Source organism: uncultured Porphyromonas sp. (genome assembly GCF_934359325.1).
Classification (GTDB): Bacteria; Bacteroidota; Bacteroidia; order Bacteroidales; family Porphyromonadaceae; genus Porphyromonas_A.
In genome coordinates this window covers 1-13,831 of sequence record NZ_CAKRLH010000001.1, presented here as the reverse complement: position 1 = coordinate 13,831, position 13,831 = coordinate 1, and the positions used below count along the sequence as shown (strand labels likewise).

Annotated in this window: 13 protein-coding genes; 7 read left to right on the top strand and 6 right to left on the bottom strand. The window is 60.3% G+C overall.

The window, feature by feature from the left end; translation table 11 throughout:
* Positions 1 to 15 precede the first annotated feature (15 nt).
* From folE to Q0F21_RS00040, 6 genes are read right to left on the bottom strand one after another with little or no spacing between them, the layout of a single operon-like run.
* A complete protein-coding gene (gene folE, locus Q0F21_RS00065; protein ID WP_297236305.1) occupies positions 16 to 648 on the bottom strand; it encodes a GTP cyclohydrolase I FolE in 633 nt (210 codons plus the stop codon).
* Between the two features lie 21 nt (positions 649 to 669).
* Positions 670 to 1,179: an SPOR domain-containing protein gene (locus tag Q0F21_RS00060; RefSeq protein ID WP_297236304.1), complete on the bottom strand. Its 510-nt coding sequence runs from the start codon at positions 1,177 to 1,179 to the stop codon at positions 670 to 672.
* A gap of 30 nt (positions 1,180 to 1,209) precedes the next feature.
* Positions 1,210 to 2,175 (bottom strand): riboflavin biosynthesis protein RibF, encoded by a 966-nt coding sequence (gene ribF / locus Q0F21_RS00055; RefSeq protein ID WP_297236303.1) that lies wholly within the window; start codon positions 2,173 to 2,175, stop codon positions 1,210 to 1,212.
* Positions 2,160 to 3,455: a peptidoglycan DD-metalloendopeptidase family protein gene (locus Q0F21_RS00050; RefSeq protein ID WP_297236302.1), complete on the bottom strand. Its 1,296-nt coding sequence runs from the start codon at positions 3,453 to 3,455 to the stop codon at positions 2,160 to 2,162. The genes ribF and Q0F21_RS00050 overlap by 16 nt, the downstream gene beginning before the upstream one ends.
* Positions 3,452 to 4,249: a hypothetical protein gene (locus Q0F21_RS00045; protein WP_297236301.1), complete on the bottom strand. Its 798-nt coding sequence runs from the start codon at positions 4,247 to 4,249 to the stop codon at positions 3,452 to 3,454. Before Q0F21_RS00045 ends, Q0F21_RS00050 begins: the two co-directional genes overlap by 4 nt.
* 40 nt (positions 4,250 to 4,289) lie before the next feature.
* Entirely contained in the window at positions 4,290 to 6,041 is a 1,752-nt protein-coding gene (locus Q0F21_RS00040; RefSeq protein ID WP_297236300.1) for a tetratricopeptide repeat protein, read from the bottom strand.
* Positions 6,042 to 6,509: 468 nt separating this feature from the next.
* Here Q0F21_RS00040 and Q0F21_RS00035 point away from each other — a divergent pair, with 468 nt between their 5' ends.
* The 7 genes from Q0F21_RS00035 to Q0F21_RS00005 all read left to right on the top strand — a co-directional run.
* The gene (locus tag Q0F21_RS00035) at positions 6,510 to 7,421 is read left to right on the top strand and encodes a YitT family protein (RefSeq protein ID WP_297236299.1); all 912 of its coding nucleotides are present in this window, start codon (positions 6,510 to 6,512) and stop codon (positions 7,419 to 7,421) included.
* 6 nt (positions 7,422 to 7,427) lie between these two features.
* A complete protein-coding gene (locus Q0F21_RS00030; RefSeq protein WP_297236298.1) occupies positions 7,428 to 7,871 on the top strand; it encodes a DUF695 domain-containing protein in 444 nt (147 codons plus the stop codon).
* Positions 7,872 to 8,056: 185 nt separating this feature from the next.
* Positions 8,057 to 8,755: an ABC transporter ATP-binding protein gene (locus Q0F21_RS00025; RefSeq protein ID WP_297236297.1), complete on the top strand. Its 699-nt coding sequence runs from the start codon at positions 8,057 to 8,059 to the stop codon at positions 8,753 to 8,755.
* On the top strand, positions 8,752 to 10,038 hold the full coding sequence (locus Q0F21_RS00020; protein ID WP_297236296.1) for an ABC transporter permease: 1,287 nt from the start codon (positions 8,752 to 8,754) through the stop codon (positions 10,036 to 10,038). Before Q0F21_RS00025 ends, Q0F21_RS00020 begins: the two co-directional genes overlap by 4 nt.
* 4 nt (positions 10,039 to 10,042) lie before the next feature.
* On the top strand, positions 10,043 to 11,320 hold the full coding sequence (locus tag Q0F21_RS00015) for an ABC transporter permease (RefSeq protein ID WP_297236295.1): 1,278 nt from the start codon (positions 10,043 to 10,045) through the stop codon (positions 11,318 to 11,320).
* 49 nt (positions 11,321 to 11,369) lie between these two features.
* Positions 11,370 to 12,521, top strand: coding sequence for an efflux RND transporter periplasmic adaptor subunit (locus Q0F21_RS00010; RefSeq protein ID WP_297236294.1), 1,152 nt, complete (start codon positions 11,370 to 11,372; stop codon positions 12,519 to 12,521).
* A gap of 6 nt (positions 12,522 to 12,527) precedes the next feature.
* Positions 12,528 to 13,831, top strand: a 1,304-nt coding sequence (locus Q0F21_RS00005; RefSeq protein ID WP_297236293.1) for a TolC family protein, incomplete at its 3' end; no start/stop codon positions are given.

Here is a 13,831-nt window from a genome sequence, read left to right as displayed (position 1 = left end):
ATTCTTATACAATAATTAAACGTATCCCTTGCCCTCGTGGTGGATCAGCTCGAGGAACTCGGATCGGGTGCTCTGCCGCTCAAAGGCGCCGCAGAAGTCGCTCGTCGTCGTGATCGCATTCTGCTTCTGCACCCCCCGCATCTGCATGCAGAGGTGCCGTGCCTCGATCACCACCATCACGCCGAGTGGATGGAGCGCCTCCTCGATGCAGTCCTTGATCTGCCTCGTGAGCCGCTCCTGTACCTGCAGGCGGCGAGAGAAGATGTCCACAATCCGGGCCAGCTTGCTCAGTCCGGTGATATGCCCATTGGGAATGTAGGCGATGTGTACCTTGCCGAAGAAGGGGAGCATGTGATGCTCGCAGAGGGAGTAAAACTCGATGTCCTTCACGATCACCATCTGGCTGTAGTCGTCCTCGAAGGTGGCAGCACGGAGCACCGCCTTGGGATCCTGATGGTAGCCTCGGGTGAGTGCCTGGAGCGCCTTGGCGACGCGTACCGGTGTCTCCTGGAGTCCATCGCGGTCGGCGTCCTCGCCCAGCTCGGTGAGGATCTGTCGGGAGAGGGCTGCCAGTCGGTCGGTCCGCTCCTGTATCTCCTGCGGATCGACCTCCTCGGTGAAGTAGGGGTTGTCGTGACGTGAGGTCATAGTGATGGGATGGGTCAGTCGTTAGAGAGGTACTTTGATCTTGGACGGCACCACATACATCTCTCGGGCAAAGGCGGGGAAGCGCCCCTTGAGCCGAGCGATGAAGTCTCTCGCCTCCTCGCGAGTGACGAAGCTGCCGGTGCGGACGCTCCAGAAGGGGGCTTTGTAAAGCACATCGGTCTCGATCTCCGGGTAGGCGTCCTTGAGCTGCCGCGCACGGTAGGTGGCGGTGCTGCGGGCATTAGTGTCGTTGCTGCTGAATACCTGGATCCGGTAGCCGCTCCGGTAGGTGTACCCTGCCTGGAGGTCGTCCTTGGTGATCAGAGAGGGGCGATTGTGTACCAGCGCCGCGATGTCGGGCGACTGGGTAATGAAGACCGTTCCCTCGCCCTCCTTGATGAGCGCGAGCTCATCGAAGATATTGCGAACCGTGAGCGAGTCGGTCACCGACTCTTGCGCACGGAGGGTAGAGACGGTCATCAGGAGGGTGATGATCGTCAGCCCGATGATATGATACGATCGTAGTCTCATAGTGGATACAAAGGTAGTAATTCTTTGACACTATACGCCCTGACCTCTCCGACGGAAGAAGTCCCGGGTCACCTCCTCGTCCTCGAGTAGCTGCGCCCTTAGCTCCTCGAGGCTATCGAAGCGCTTGTCGCCCCTAAGGTAGAGGAGGAAGGAGATCTCCACGCGATCCCCGTAGAGGTCGCCGCTGAAGTCGAGGAGGAAAGCCTCGATCCTGTAGTCCCTGTCATCGGCGCTGATCGTCGGCGCGGTGCCGTAGTAAGCCATCGCCGGGTAGGTGACCCCGTCCAGCAGTACCTCCGCCGCCAGCACTGCATCCCTCGGGATCAGCGGTGCCGCCCCCTCGGGGACGATATTCGCTGTGGGGAAGCCCATCTGTTGTCCGATCTGCCGTCCCTCGGCGACGTAGCCGCAGAGGCTGTAAGGGTGACCCAATAGTGTCTCCGCCTCAGGGATACGCCCCTCAGCGAGGAGTGTCCGTATGCGGCTACTGCTTATCTCCATGCCACCCGGACTCACCGGTGCCACGCGCTCCACCGGCACGCCGAGCGATGCCATCTTTTTGTCAAAGAGGTCAAAGGGGATCCCCGCTGTATCACTCCCAAATCGACTGTCGTACCCCAGCACCATCCGTCGTAGCCCGATCTCCCGGAGCGATCCGATGAAGTCGCCCATCGTGAGGGCGGCCAGCTCTTGGGTAAAGGGCAGGAGCAGGATCGCATCCGCCCCGAGGGGAGCGAGGTAGCGGATCTTCTCCGTCGTGCCGGTGATTAGCGGTGGAGCGCTCCTACGGAGTACTTCGGAGGGATGTCCGTCGAAGGTGATCACCACGGAGGCTAGTCCCTCCTCTGCTGCCTGGCGGACGGTTCGCTCGATAACCGCTCTATGTCCCAGATGGACCCCATCGAAGGAGCCTACCGTGGCGACAAAGGGTCTCCCCTCCAGGGCAACGCGCAGCTCACGAAGCGAGAGGAGGGTAGGGGTCAGCGTCTGATCCATTGCGAGGGGTCAAGCTTGGTGGTCTCCTTCCAGAGCTGGAAGTGGAGCTTCGTCGCACCGCCCACATCGGGGTCTGAGTAGACCTTGCCGAGCGCCTGCCCTGTAGTGACTTTGTCTCCCGTCTTGACGAAGACCTCCGTCAGGTTGCTGTAGACGGTGAGGTAGTTACCGTGACGGATGATGATGCTGTTATTGAAGCCCTCGAGGGTGAAGATGCGGGTCACTACGCCGTCGAAGACGGAGAGTGCGCGTGCTCCGGCGACACCCTGCAGGTCGATGCCGTTATTATTCAGCTCGACATACTGCATGCCGGCGATCTTCTGCCGTCCGAAGCGTGAGACCACTCGGCTCGGCCCGGAGATCGGGCTGGGGAGCTTCCCTCGGTTGTCGGCAAAGTTCTTGGAGAGCTTCACCTCCTTCTCCGTCATCGCATAGCCCCCCTTGGTGGCGGCGCGACGTTGACCGGTCTTGCTTCCCTGCTTGGCCCGCCGTGCCTCCTCAGCAGCCTTTCGCCGTGCCTCCTCTACCTCCTTTCGGATCTGCTCCTGGATCTTCCGGTCGAGGGCGGCGGCCTGCTTCTGTTGCTTTTTGATCTGCTGTCGCAGCTCCTTCTCCTTCCCCTTCAGTCGGCTCGCCTCCTGGCGAGCAGCGTCCTGATCCGCCTGCAGCTTCGCCTGCTCGGCGGTCTTGTCATTGAGGAGCTGCTGCTGCTTATCGCGCGCCCGCTCCAGTTCAGCTCGCTGAGTCTCTATCTCTGCACGGAGAGCCTTCAGCTTCTCCGCCTGATTGCGCTGCCACTTGGCATACTGCCCTAAGTACTCCGCCCGGCGCATCCCCTCGGCGAAGTCCTTCGCGCTGAGGACAAACATCAGCATGTCCTCCGTCGAGTGGTGGGTCTGGAGGGCGCGGATCGACTTAATGTAGCTCACCTGCTTGCGGTCAAATTGCACCTGCAGCGAGTCCAGCTTCACCTCCAGCTCGTCGATCTGACCATTGAGCGCAGTCACCTCGCTCTGCATCGTCGCTATCGCCTCCTTACGAGCTCGGATCTGCTGGTCGAGGAGCGAGATGCGCTGCAGGGTATTCTTGGACGAAGAAGTGGTCTGGGTCAGGAGCGAGGAGATCCGCTTGATCTCCTCCTGGATCTTCTTCCGCTGATTCTCCAACTGCCGAACCACATCCGACTTCTTCGTCGTCTGTGCAGCACCCTCCGTGAGCGGGGTCAGGGAGAGCGTGAGGAGAAGGAGGAGTGAGAGAGGGAACTTCTTGATGTACTTCATTTGCCGAGGATTACAGAGAGCAGTCGGATGAGACTGAGTCGGGTATAGTCGTCGGGAAGCGCCTTATCCGGCCTCATCGACGGCTTGGTGTCGTAATCGGAGATCGTGAGTGCCAGCGTGGCAGGCTCTCCCATCGAGGGCATCCGGAGCTCTACCTTCATCTGCTTCGGCAGGGGACGGTAGCCGCTTATGGTGGCAAAGTGGGAGAAGGAGACGGTCACGCCGCCCGCTCTCCGAGGCAGATCGATCGTCATGCCGGTGAGATTGAGATCCAGGTCAATAAAGAGCTCGCTCCCGCTATCCCGGTCGGTGAAGCGGTACCCTCCCGGCTCCCGGCTCATCTGCATCTCCTCTAAGCGCGATGTGCTGACGGATCCGAAGAGGTCAAGGATGCTGACCGGCAGCGGCGGCGTGATGTCCAGCGCCTCGTCCACGCCGTAGCGATCCATCTTATCCAGCAGCACCACCCGATCCGGGAGCAGTGTCACCCGACCCGCCTCGAAGAGACCCATCGGTCTCGCAGCGATCACCATCGCCTCCCCCGGGTAGATCGACATGCGATAGCCACTCGAGAGATCGCCTTTGTCGCCCGCTGAGACGGAGAGCGTCCCGCGCACATCGGCGAGCGGGTAGGTGGGAAGTGCAGCGTAGCCTCGGATCACCTCGCTCTTGGAGAGGGTGCCCATCGCTCCCGAGCCACGGACGGCAGCTCTCCGGGAGCCGCACGAGGTGGCTACGAGAAGGAGCAACCCCAGCAGGAGGAGGGGCGCAGGTCTCTGTATGGTCTGTCTCATGGTGCTTTTCCTTGATTAATGTGAAAGTATACTCTCCGAGTCAGTCTGTCACCGGCTCGGACTTCTTCATCTCCGTGATCGCCTCCACCCTCTCCTCCACCAGCTTGGCGTCGCCTCCGCTCTCCAGACAGTGGCGCCACGCCTCGACAGCCTCATCGTACCGACCCTCTGCGGTGAGGATCTCGGCGAGGTGCTCGTAGAGCGTCGGGTCGGGTGTCTCCGTTGCCTCGATCGCCTTCTTGATATAGATCAGGGCGAGCATCGACGAGCCCTTGCGGTAGAGTACCCAGGCATAGGTGTCGAGGTAGGTCCCGTTGTCGGGCTCCAGCTTGATCGCCTGTCGGGCAAGCTTCTCCGCCTTATCGAGGTCGGCCGGGGTTCCGGACTTCTCGGTGAGGAAGTAGGCGTAGTTATTGTACGCCGGGGGCAGGGGCTGACTCACTGCCGCCTCGTAGTAGGGTCTCGCCGCCTCGAAGTCTCCTCCTCCGCTCAGGTCGTCCGCCCGTAGGAGTGCCAGCTGAGGGTAGAAGCGATCCTCCGTCGAGACCAAAGTCAGCGCCTCGTCCAGCTGTCTGCGATAGCCGGTCGTGTCACCCGCATTCACCGCCAGGAGGGCAAGGTAAAGGCGGAAGACTCCCTCCTCCGGCAGTGCCTCGTGACCCGCCTCGGCATAGTGGCGAAGATTTGTCGTGTCCTCGGCAGCCGCATAGCGGTCGGTGAAGTAGACGTACGGCGATACCAGCTCCACGCGATCATCCACCAGCCTATCCAGTATCCCCTCCGCTGCGACCGTATCGCCCAGCAGCAGATAGTCCTGCGAGAGTCCGAGCCGAAGCTGCGGGGTCTGGGGGAAGAGCTTGGCAATCTCAGACCGCACCTTCACCACCTCTCGCCGCGCCTCCGTGGCACTCGGTGACTCCTTATATAAGGTCTGGATCAGCGACTCCACCTGCTCCGGGTCGATCCCCTCGCTCCGTGACTGACGGAGGATATACTTCGCACCCTCACGGTACCGCTCCCGCCGAGCCAGGTAAGTCACCTCCGCCACACGCACCACATCGCTCCCCTTGTCCTGCTTCCGCAGCTGCTCTAGAGCCTTACCGGCACGGTCGTAGTCTCCCGCCGAGAGGTAGAGGTAGAAGAGTACCGTCTGCGTCGTCGGCTCTCCCGAGTGGGTCTTGCCGTACTCCTCCAGTAGCTCCACCGCCTTATCCTGCTGTCCCGCCTGCATGTAGAGACCTGCGAGTCCCGATACCTGCCGCGGGTCGTCGCGGCTCAGCTCGACGATCTTCTTCCCCACCTCGATCGCCTTATCCCACTTCTCCTCCGATCGGTAGGCCTGCTGCAGGAGGATGAGGAGGAAGTGGTCATCCGGCACCCTCTCGAGTAGCTCCGTGATCACCTCCTCGGCAGTGGCGAAGTCCTGATTGGCGAGCGCCATCCGGGCGACTGGCTCGCCGATCAGATGGTCTCCGTGCGAAGCACGATAGGCGCGCATAAGATAGGTCTGAGCCTGCTCCGGCTGACCTAGCTGGCTGAGGACGAAACCGATGTCCGAGAGCGCCGACGGGCGAAGCGAATCGGCAAGGTTGGCCATCCAGAGGTGGGTTATGTAGGGCGAGAGATTGCTCTCCTCATCCGTGGGGACCAGACAGAGCGCCCGACTGTAGAAGTCGCTGTAGAGCAGCTCCGGACTGTCGTCCCTGGGGGTCTGAGCCCTAAGCGGTGAGCAGAGCGCCAGCACTGCCGTCAGGAGTAGGGTGGGTAATATCTTCTTGTACAATGCAGTCACGATCTAATGCCTTAAATATCGGCAGGTAAAGGTACCAAAAATGCCCTTTGAAGTGCAATCGAACTGCCGCATCGTCCTATTATAATAAGGTATAGGATCTCACCCGGGTCGATGAAGCTCTCTACACCCTATGGACCCAAAGGGACACGCTGAGACTGACAAATATCGGTCTGAGGTGAAACTTGCCGTGATCAGGCATTTCTCTAAACCCGGTATTAGTGATCACTAAGACCGGGTTTAGATCAAACTAATACCGGTATTAGATTTTGGGGGAAGGGAATGATATGGGAAGGATCATCGGGAGAACCCGCTCGGAATTGTTCGTTTTCCGACCTGTCCGACCTGTCCGACTTGTCCGACAACTCTACAATACCACCCAGTACCCCAAGGTCTCGGAGTGTAGGGGAAGCGAAAAAATGGCTAACTTCGCATCAGAATCAACCACGGTTAATAGACACCATCCCGAAAATGACTGACCCCGCTGTCCCCGCTGCAGAGACGACTCGTCGAGCCGGCACCCTCGCAAAGGAGATCCTCCTGATCATCGTCGGCTCCTTCCTCGAGGCGCTGGCGTATGGTGGCTTCATCGCCCCCAACGACATCATCCCCGGTGGGGTCTATGGTATCACCATCGCCCTCCATGAGCTGACGAGGGGGGTGTTTGCCTTTGCTCCCGACGGTCTGCCGATCGGGACGACGGCGCTCTTCTTCAACGTCCCCCTTCTCCTCCTAGCGATGCATAAGCTGGGGCTGAAGTCGGGACCCAAGACGGTGCTCACCTTCATCCTCATCTCGCTCTTCACGGACGGGATCACACTCTTCCTCGACCACAAGCCGATCATCGACGACATGATCCTCGCCTCCTGCTACGGCGGGGCGATCCTCGGCGTGGGGGTCTACTTCGTCTTCCGTGCCGAGAGCACGAGCGCCGGGACGGATGTGCTGGGGCGGATCATTGCAAAGGGGCGGAATATCAAGCTCGGCACCTGCATCATCATCATCGACTCGATCGTGGTCGTCTTCGGACTGCTGGTCTTCCGAGACATCAAGGTGCCGCTCTACTCGTGGCTCACCATTTTTATATATGGTCGGGTGGTCGAGTTTCTCTCTCCTGAGAACCCCAAGAAGGCGGTCTTCATCGTCTCCTCTCAGGTGGAGCCGATCCGTCAGTGCCTCTCCGCCCTCGGCGTGCGGGGCTCGATCCTCCATGGACGGGGCATGTACGAGGGTGTGGAGCGCGAGGTGCTCTTCATCGTCGCCGAGCGGAAGACACTCCGCCGCATACGTAGCGAAGTCAGAGCCCTGGACCCCAAGGCCTTTATCTCCACCATGGATGCCGGCGAGGATCCACTACCGATCCCTAAGGCTCCTCATCAGTAATCTCTTATGTCTAAGCTAAGACCGGAAATGTGTACCGTCCCCGTGGACGGCGAGTATGATCCCTCGGTGATGCGCTTCCTCCACATACGCACCCACCTGCGTGAGGAGCTGTCCACCGGCAAGTATCCCTATCGGGTCGATATCACCTGGCCCTACGATGGGGACGAGAAGGGGCTCCCCGACCCTGAGACTGCCGATGCGATGAAGGGCTTCCGCGAGCGGGTGATCGACGGAGCACTCGAGCGGGATAAGCTTGCCCTGCTCGCCTACGAGGTGGTGGGCGAGGACCGCTGTCTCTGGTGCATCTACACGCGGAATATCCCAGCCTTCCAGGAGATGCTCAACGAAGCCTCCGCAGAGCTGCCGGACTACCCGCTGGAGATCTATGCCGAGGAGGATCGGGAGGGTCTTGCCTTTGGCGAAGTGGAGCCGCTGATCGCGGCCGAGTAGCCTTCCCGTAAACGCAAAGCGGGGACGCACTTCGGATAGAAGTACGTCCCCGCTCTGTATCAGGACCTTTGGTGAACGATGCAAAAGAAATATTGTCTTTCTCCTAAGAATAGCTACTATAAATTTGTAAGGTACCGAGTTTATACATATCTTTGCTTCGTCAACCAATCAAAGTAAGTAACGCAATGGAGACAGACAGCAGAGAGCGCACCCCGGTAGTCGACGTCCGGGAGCTGCATAAGACATATCCGGGAGCTCAGCCGCTCCACGTCCTCAAGGGCGTCTCCCTCCGGGTCGAGGAGGGAGAGATGGTGTCGCTGATGGGAGCGAGTGGCTCCGGAAAGAGTACCCTACTTAATGTCCTCGGCATCCTCGACACCTACGACGCGGGATCCTACTATCTGGACGGGGAGCTGATCACCCGTCCGGGGGAGAACGAGGCGGCGGAGCTTCGGGGGCATAAGATCGGATTTGTCTTCCAGTCCTTCAACCTCATCTCCTTCAAGACCGCGCTGGAGAATGTCGCCCTGCCCCTTTACTATCAGGGTGTCAGCACCCGCAAGCGGATGAAGCTCGCCGAGGAGTATCTCGATCGCGTGGGACTACTCCCCTGGAAGGATCACCTGCCTAACGAGATGTCCGGCGGACAGAAGCAGCGCGTCTCCATTGCCCGCGCCCTCATCACCCGCCCCCGCCTGCTCCTCGCCGATGAGCCGACCGGCGCACTCGACAGCACCACGGCGGATGACGTGATGCGGCTCCTCAGGGAGATCAATGAGGAGGACCACATGACCGAGCTCATCGTCACCCACGCCAAGGAGGTGGCAGAGCTGACCGACAGGATCATCCACATCAAGGACGGCCTCATCACCGACGAGCCATGAAAGAGCTATTTGCCGAGATCCTCGCCTCTATGCGGACGAGCAAGCTCCGCACCTTCCTCACCTCCTTCACCATCGCCTGGGGGATCATCATCCTCGTCGTGCTGCTGGGCATCGGGACCGGCATCCGCAATGGTGCCACCCGCATGTCCGATGATATGGGAATGAGCCACTTCGGCACCCAGGTCAGCCTACAGGAGACCGACCTGCCCTATGCGGGGTACCAGAAGGGGCGGAAGCCCAAGCTGACCGCCGAGCAGATCGACCGACTCAGGAGCACCTTTGCCGACGACCTCTACGGCATCGATCCGGCACCGGGCTTCGCCTTCCTCACCTTCACCACCGACTTCGGCTCCGCCAGCACCCAACTGGGTACCGCCACGCCGCTGAGTGAGCGCTTCCGCACCCTCCGCGTGATACAGGGACGCACTTTCTCCCCCCGCGAACTGGCTACGGGTGAGCGGGTGGCACTGCTCTGCAAGAGTACCATCTCGAAGCTCTTCGAGGCCGGCACCGATCCGATCGGGCAGGTGATCACCGCCGGAGGCATCAGCTACCGCATCATCGGCGTGACGGAGGATGTCAATCCCTTCTTCGCCATAACCGAGATACCGCTCACCACCTACCAGGGTCTCTACCCCAATCAGATGATTGAGGTGAGCAACCTCAAGCTTTACCCAAAAGGGTCCAAGGCAGAAGAGATGAAGAGCTTCGAGGAGCGCTTCAAGGGTGAGCTGTCGAGGATGCTGAAGTTTGACCCCAACGATCCCTACGTCTTCCGGCTCCAGAGCTCCACGGATGTGAAAAACTCAATGGACAAGGCCTTCAATGGTCTCGACATGCTCCTCTGGATCATGGGGCTCGGCAGCCTCGCCGTCGGCTCCATCGGCGTCTCCACCATCATGACCGTCACCGTGCGGGAGCGGATGCGCGAGATCGGCATCCGAAAGGCCCTCGGCGCCCGACCGAGAGACATACTCAAGATGATCCTCGGCGAGAGTATCGCTCTCTCCGTCGTCTCCGGTCTCGTCGGGCTACTCCTCGGCACCGGTATCGTCCGGCTCATCGGCTACTCCGCCGAGCACGACAGCTGGGCGATCCAGGAGGTGGGTAATGGAAATGGTGCCGAGGCGGCCTACTACCACATCGTCAGCGACCCGAGTGTCAACCTCAGCATCGCCATCGGAGCGCTGATCGTGCTGGTGGTCGTCGGCATCATCGCCGGCATCCGCCCGGCACGCCACGCCCTCCACGTCCCTGCCGTCATCGCCATGAGAGATAAGTAAGACTATGAGTAAGCTATTCTCCACAGAGCTCTGGAGCGAGGTCTTCTACTCGCTGAGACGCAACCGCCGCCGCACCCTCGTCACCTCACTGGGAGTCTTCTTCGGGATGTTTTTCTTCGTCCTCCTCGACGGGCTGGGCACCGGCATCGGTAACAGCATCAACGAGGGCTTCTCCACCCTCTCCAAGCGTTTGGTCGTAGTCTTCGGGAGTCGTACGACCAAGCCCTACCAGGGTTATAAGGCCAACCGCAACATCGAGCTCACCTACCGGGACTACCTCTGGATGAGCGACCATGCCAAGAGCCTTGAGAAGACAGGCTGCTTCCTCGGCTTCAATAAGGAAAATATGTGGATGGACTCCCAGATCACCGCCAACGGCAAGTCGGCAAAGGACTTTGTCGCCGGTGTCACCCCGGAGTATCCCTACGACATCCGTCCGGTGATCGTCACTTACGGACGCTATATGACTCGCGAGGAGATCAAGCGGGGTGACCCGGTCTGCGTCATGGGACTGAGGACGACAGAGAACTTCTTCGATAAGCCGGAGGATGCGGTGGGGAAGTACCTCTCCGTCGGAGGGATCGCCTTCCGCATCGTAGGGGTGATCGAGGGAATGTCCGATAACTTCAATGTAGGCTATAGCCCCAAGTGGTGCGTAGAGGTGCCGATAGACTTCGCCGTCGGCGGCGATCTCGACCGGGAGGTGATGATCTCCGGACTGCTTAAGGAGGGTAATACAACCGATGACCTCAGGAGCGAACTCAGTGGCTACATCGCTCGCGTCCACCACGTGGATCCAACCGACACCGGCGCGCTCGGGATGGTGGACGTCGAGTCACAGCTCCGCATCTTTGACCTGATGGCCAACCTCCTGAATGCCCTCGTCTGGATCATCGGTCTCGGCACCCTCCTCACCGGTGTCATCTCGGTCAGCAACATCCTCCTCGTGACCGTCAAGGAGCGGCAGCGGGAGATCGGTGTCCGCCGCGCCCTCGGAGCCAAGCCGATCGACATTGTGATCCAATTTATGCTCGAGTCGATGGCGATGATCCTCGTCGCCGGGCTCCTCGGGCTGCTCGTCGGACTGCTCCTTCTCCTCGGCATAGGCGCCTTAGCGGAGAGCTCCAGTCAGATCGGAGAGTATCTCCTTCGCCCCTATCCGACACCGGGGATCCTACTCTTCTCCCTCGTCATTATGATCCTTGCAGGCGCCTTTGCCGGACTACTACCGGTGCAGAAGGCTCTCGACATCAAGGCGATCGATGCCATACGTGACGAGTAATCCCCTTTTCCTTATAGACAAAACAATAACTACCAATCATATCTCCATTATGATCCAAGATCCATCACAGTCCGGCACCGTCCCGGTGCAGAAGAAGCGTGCGAAGAAGTGGCCCAAGATCCTCCTCTGGGTCGTCCTCGGTCTCGCCATTATCGGCGTCATCGCCACCGCGATCGTCAAGTCGCAGGGTAAGACGAAGGAGCTCTACGAGGAGGTCACCCCGACCGCCAATGACTCGATCGTCAAGTCGACCGTACTCACCGGCTCCATCGAGCCGCGCGACGAGATCCTCGTGAAGCCCAATATGAACGGCATCATCGCCGAGCTCAATCACCTCCCCGGCGACTTCGTCCAGGAGGGCGAGCTGATCGCCAAGATCCAGATGGTCCCTGACGTCGCTATGGTCCAAAGTGCCGCCTCTCGTGTCGATGCCGCCCGCGTCGACCTGAAGCGCACCGAGGAGGTCTACAACCGCGACAAGTCCCTCTACGACCAGCAGATTCTCGCCAAGGAGGCCTACGAGACCTCCCTCGCCAACTACCGCCGCGCCAAGATTGAGTACAGCTCCGCCGTCGAGCAGCTTGACCTCACACGCACCGGCTCCTCCGCCTCTACCTCCAAGCGGAATAATACCCTCGTCTTTGCCACCGTCACCGGGACAATTCTCGAGCAGCCGGTCAAGGTCGGCTCACGCGTCACGATGGCGAACAACTTCAGCGAGGGTACCACTGTCGTCAGCATCGCCGACCTTACCGACCTCCTCTTCATCGGTAATGTCAATGAGAGCGACGTCAATAACGTCACCGTCGGCTCCCCCGTCACGATCCACGTCGGGGCGCTGAAGGACAAGACCTACCACGCTGTCGTGGAGTACGTCTCCCCCAAGGGCAAGGACACCAGCGGGACGATCCTCTTCGAGGTGAAGGCGGCGATCTCGGGCGATGACCTCTCGGCACTTAAGGCTGGTTTCTCCAGCAATGCCGAGGTAGAGATGGCGCACAAGACCAGCGTCCTCACGATCCCCGAGGCGACCGTCACCTACGAGGGCGACAAGAGCTTCGTCTTCGTCAAGGGCAGCAAGGGAGAGTATGAGAAGAAGGAGGTGACTCTCGGTCTCTCCGACGGCATCAAGGTGGAGGTACTCTCCGGGCTCACCGGCGACGAGACCCTCCGCGGTAATCTCATGAAGCAGAAGAACTAATCCACCATGATCGCTCACAGACCTTTCATCCCCACCCTTCTCCTTCCGCTCCTCGCCCTCACGGCTACGGCGCAGGTGCCGGAGGCGGAGCCTACTCTTAGCGGCGAGATGACCCTCTCGCAGTGCATCACCTACGCACAGAGGCACAGCCCCGAGCTGATCCCCGCCCAGGTGCAGATGGAGCAGCTCGAGGTGCAGGAGGAGTCCGCAAGGATGAACTTCCTCCCTGACCTCAATGCCGGCGTGGGGCAAAACTTCTCCTTTGGCTACACCCAGGGACACGACAAGGTGCTGAGGAAGAATAACGGCTCCTCCACCGGACTAAATGTCTCCACGTCGCTCTCCCTCTTTGAGGGCGGCGCCCGCTGGTGGGCGCTTAAGAGCAGCCAAGAGGCGCTCGAGAGCAAGGACTACATCCTCGATGAGGTGGAGGACCGGATCGCCCTCACCGTCGCCTCCAGCTACGTCGGCGTCCTTCTCGCTCAGCAGATCGTCGAAGTGGCGGAGGAGAATCTCTCCCTCTCCCTTATGCAGCAGAAGCGGGTCGATGCTCAGGTGGAGGCCGGCAAGCTCGCCCCCTCGGAGCAGCTCAAGATGCGCACCCAGGTGGGGCAGGATCGACTGGCTCTGAATGAGGCAAAGTCCGACCTCGACCGTGCCATGCGCGTCCTCCGCCTCGATATGGGCATCACGGAGGAGGGTGAGACCTTTACCGTGCCTCAGGAGGATCCCGAGAGCGTTATCGCCCGGCTGGAGCGGGAGTCACCCTATCGTGTGGCACCGGAGTGGACCAACCCCTCCCTCCGTCTCGCTCAGCTACGGTACGACCTCTCCTCCTACGACGTCAAGCGCGCCAAGGCTGGCTATATGCCCCGCCTAAGCCTCTCCGGCGGCTACTCCAATGGCTACTTCCACTACTTCGGTGACGAGATCCCCAATCAGTCCTTCGGCGACCAGCTCAAGTCAAATGGTCAGTACACCATCGGTCTCTCGCTCTCCATCCCGATCTTCAATCGCGGTCAGGTCCGTGCCTCCGTCCGTCAGGCAGAGCTGCAGCGGGAGAGCGCCCTCGGACAGCTCATCCAGCAGCAGTTTAGCGAGCAGCGAAACATTACCCTCGCCACGGCTGATCTCCGCAAGGCGGAGGAGTCCTACCGGCTCTCCAAGGACAATGTCGAGGTGGCGCAGGAGTCCCTCGATATGACCGAGAAGGAGTACAATGCCGGCCGCATCACCGCCTACGAGTGGGAGCAGTCCAAGAATAAGCTCATCGGAGCCAAGTCGCAGTACCTCCAGAGCGTCTACACCCG

Bases quoted from the DNA above. Each gene is read 5' to 3' on its own strand.
- folE (WP_297236305.1), bottom strand. From the start codon at position 648: ATGACCTCACGTCACGACAACCCCTACTTCACCGAGGAGGTCGATCCG.
- Q0F21_RS00060 (WP_297236304.1), bottom strand. From the start codon at position 1,179: ATGAGACTACGATCGTATCATATCATCGGGCTGACGATCATCACCCTC.
- ribF (WP_297236303.1), bottom strand. From the start codon at position 2,175: ATGGATCAGACGCTGACCCCTACCCTCCTCTCGCTTCGTGAGCTGCGC.
- Q0F21_RS00050 (WP_297236302.1), bottom strand. From the start codon at position 3,455: ATGAAGTACATCAAGAAGTTCCCTCTCTCACTCCTCCTTCTCCTCACG.
- Q0F21_RS00045 (WP_297236301.1), bottom strand. From the start codon at position 4,249: ATGAGACAGACCATACAGAGACCTGCGCCCCTCCTCCTGCTGGGGTTG.
- Q0F21_RS00035 (WP_297236299.1), top strand. From the start codon at position 6,510: ATGACTGACCCCGCTGTCCCCGCTGCAGAGACGACTCGTCGAGCCGGC.
- Q0F21_RS00030 (WP_297236298.1), top strand. From the start codon at position 7,428: ATGTCTAAGCTAAGACCGGAAATGTGTACCGTCCCCGTGGACGGCGAG.
- Q0F21_RS00025 (WP_297236297.1), top strand. From the start codon at position 8,057: ATGGAGACAGACAGCAGAGAGCGCACCCCGGTAGTCGACGTCCGGGAG.
- Q0F21_RS00020 (WP_297236296.1), top strand. From the start codon at position 8,752: ATGAAAGAGCTATTTGCCGAGATCCTCGCCTCTATGCGGACGAGCAAG.
- Q0F21_RS00015 (WP_297236295.1), top strand. From the start codon at position 10,043: ATGAGTAAGCTATTCTCCACAGAGCTCTGGAGCGAGGTCTTCTACTCG.
- Q0F21_RS00010 (WP_297236294.1), top strand. From the start codon at position 11,370: ATGATCCAAGATCCATCACAGTCCGGCACCGTCCCGGTGCAGAAGAAG.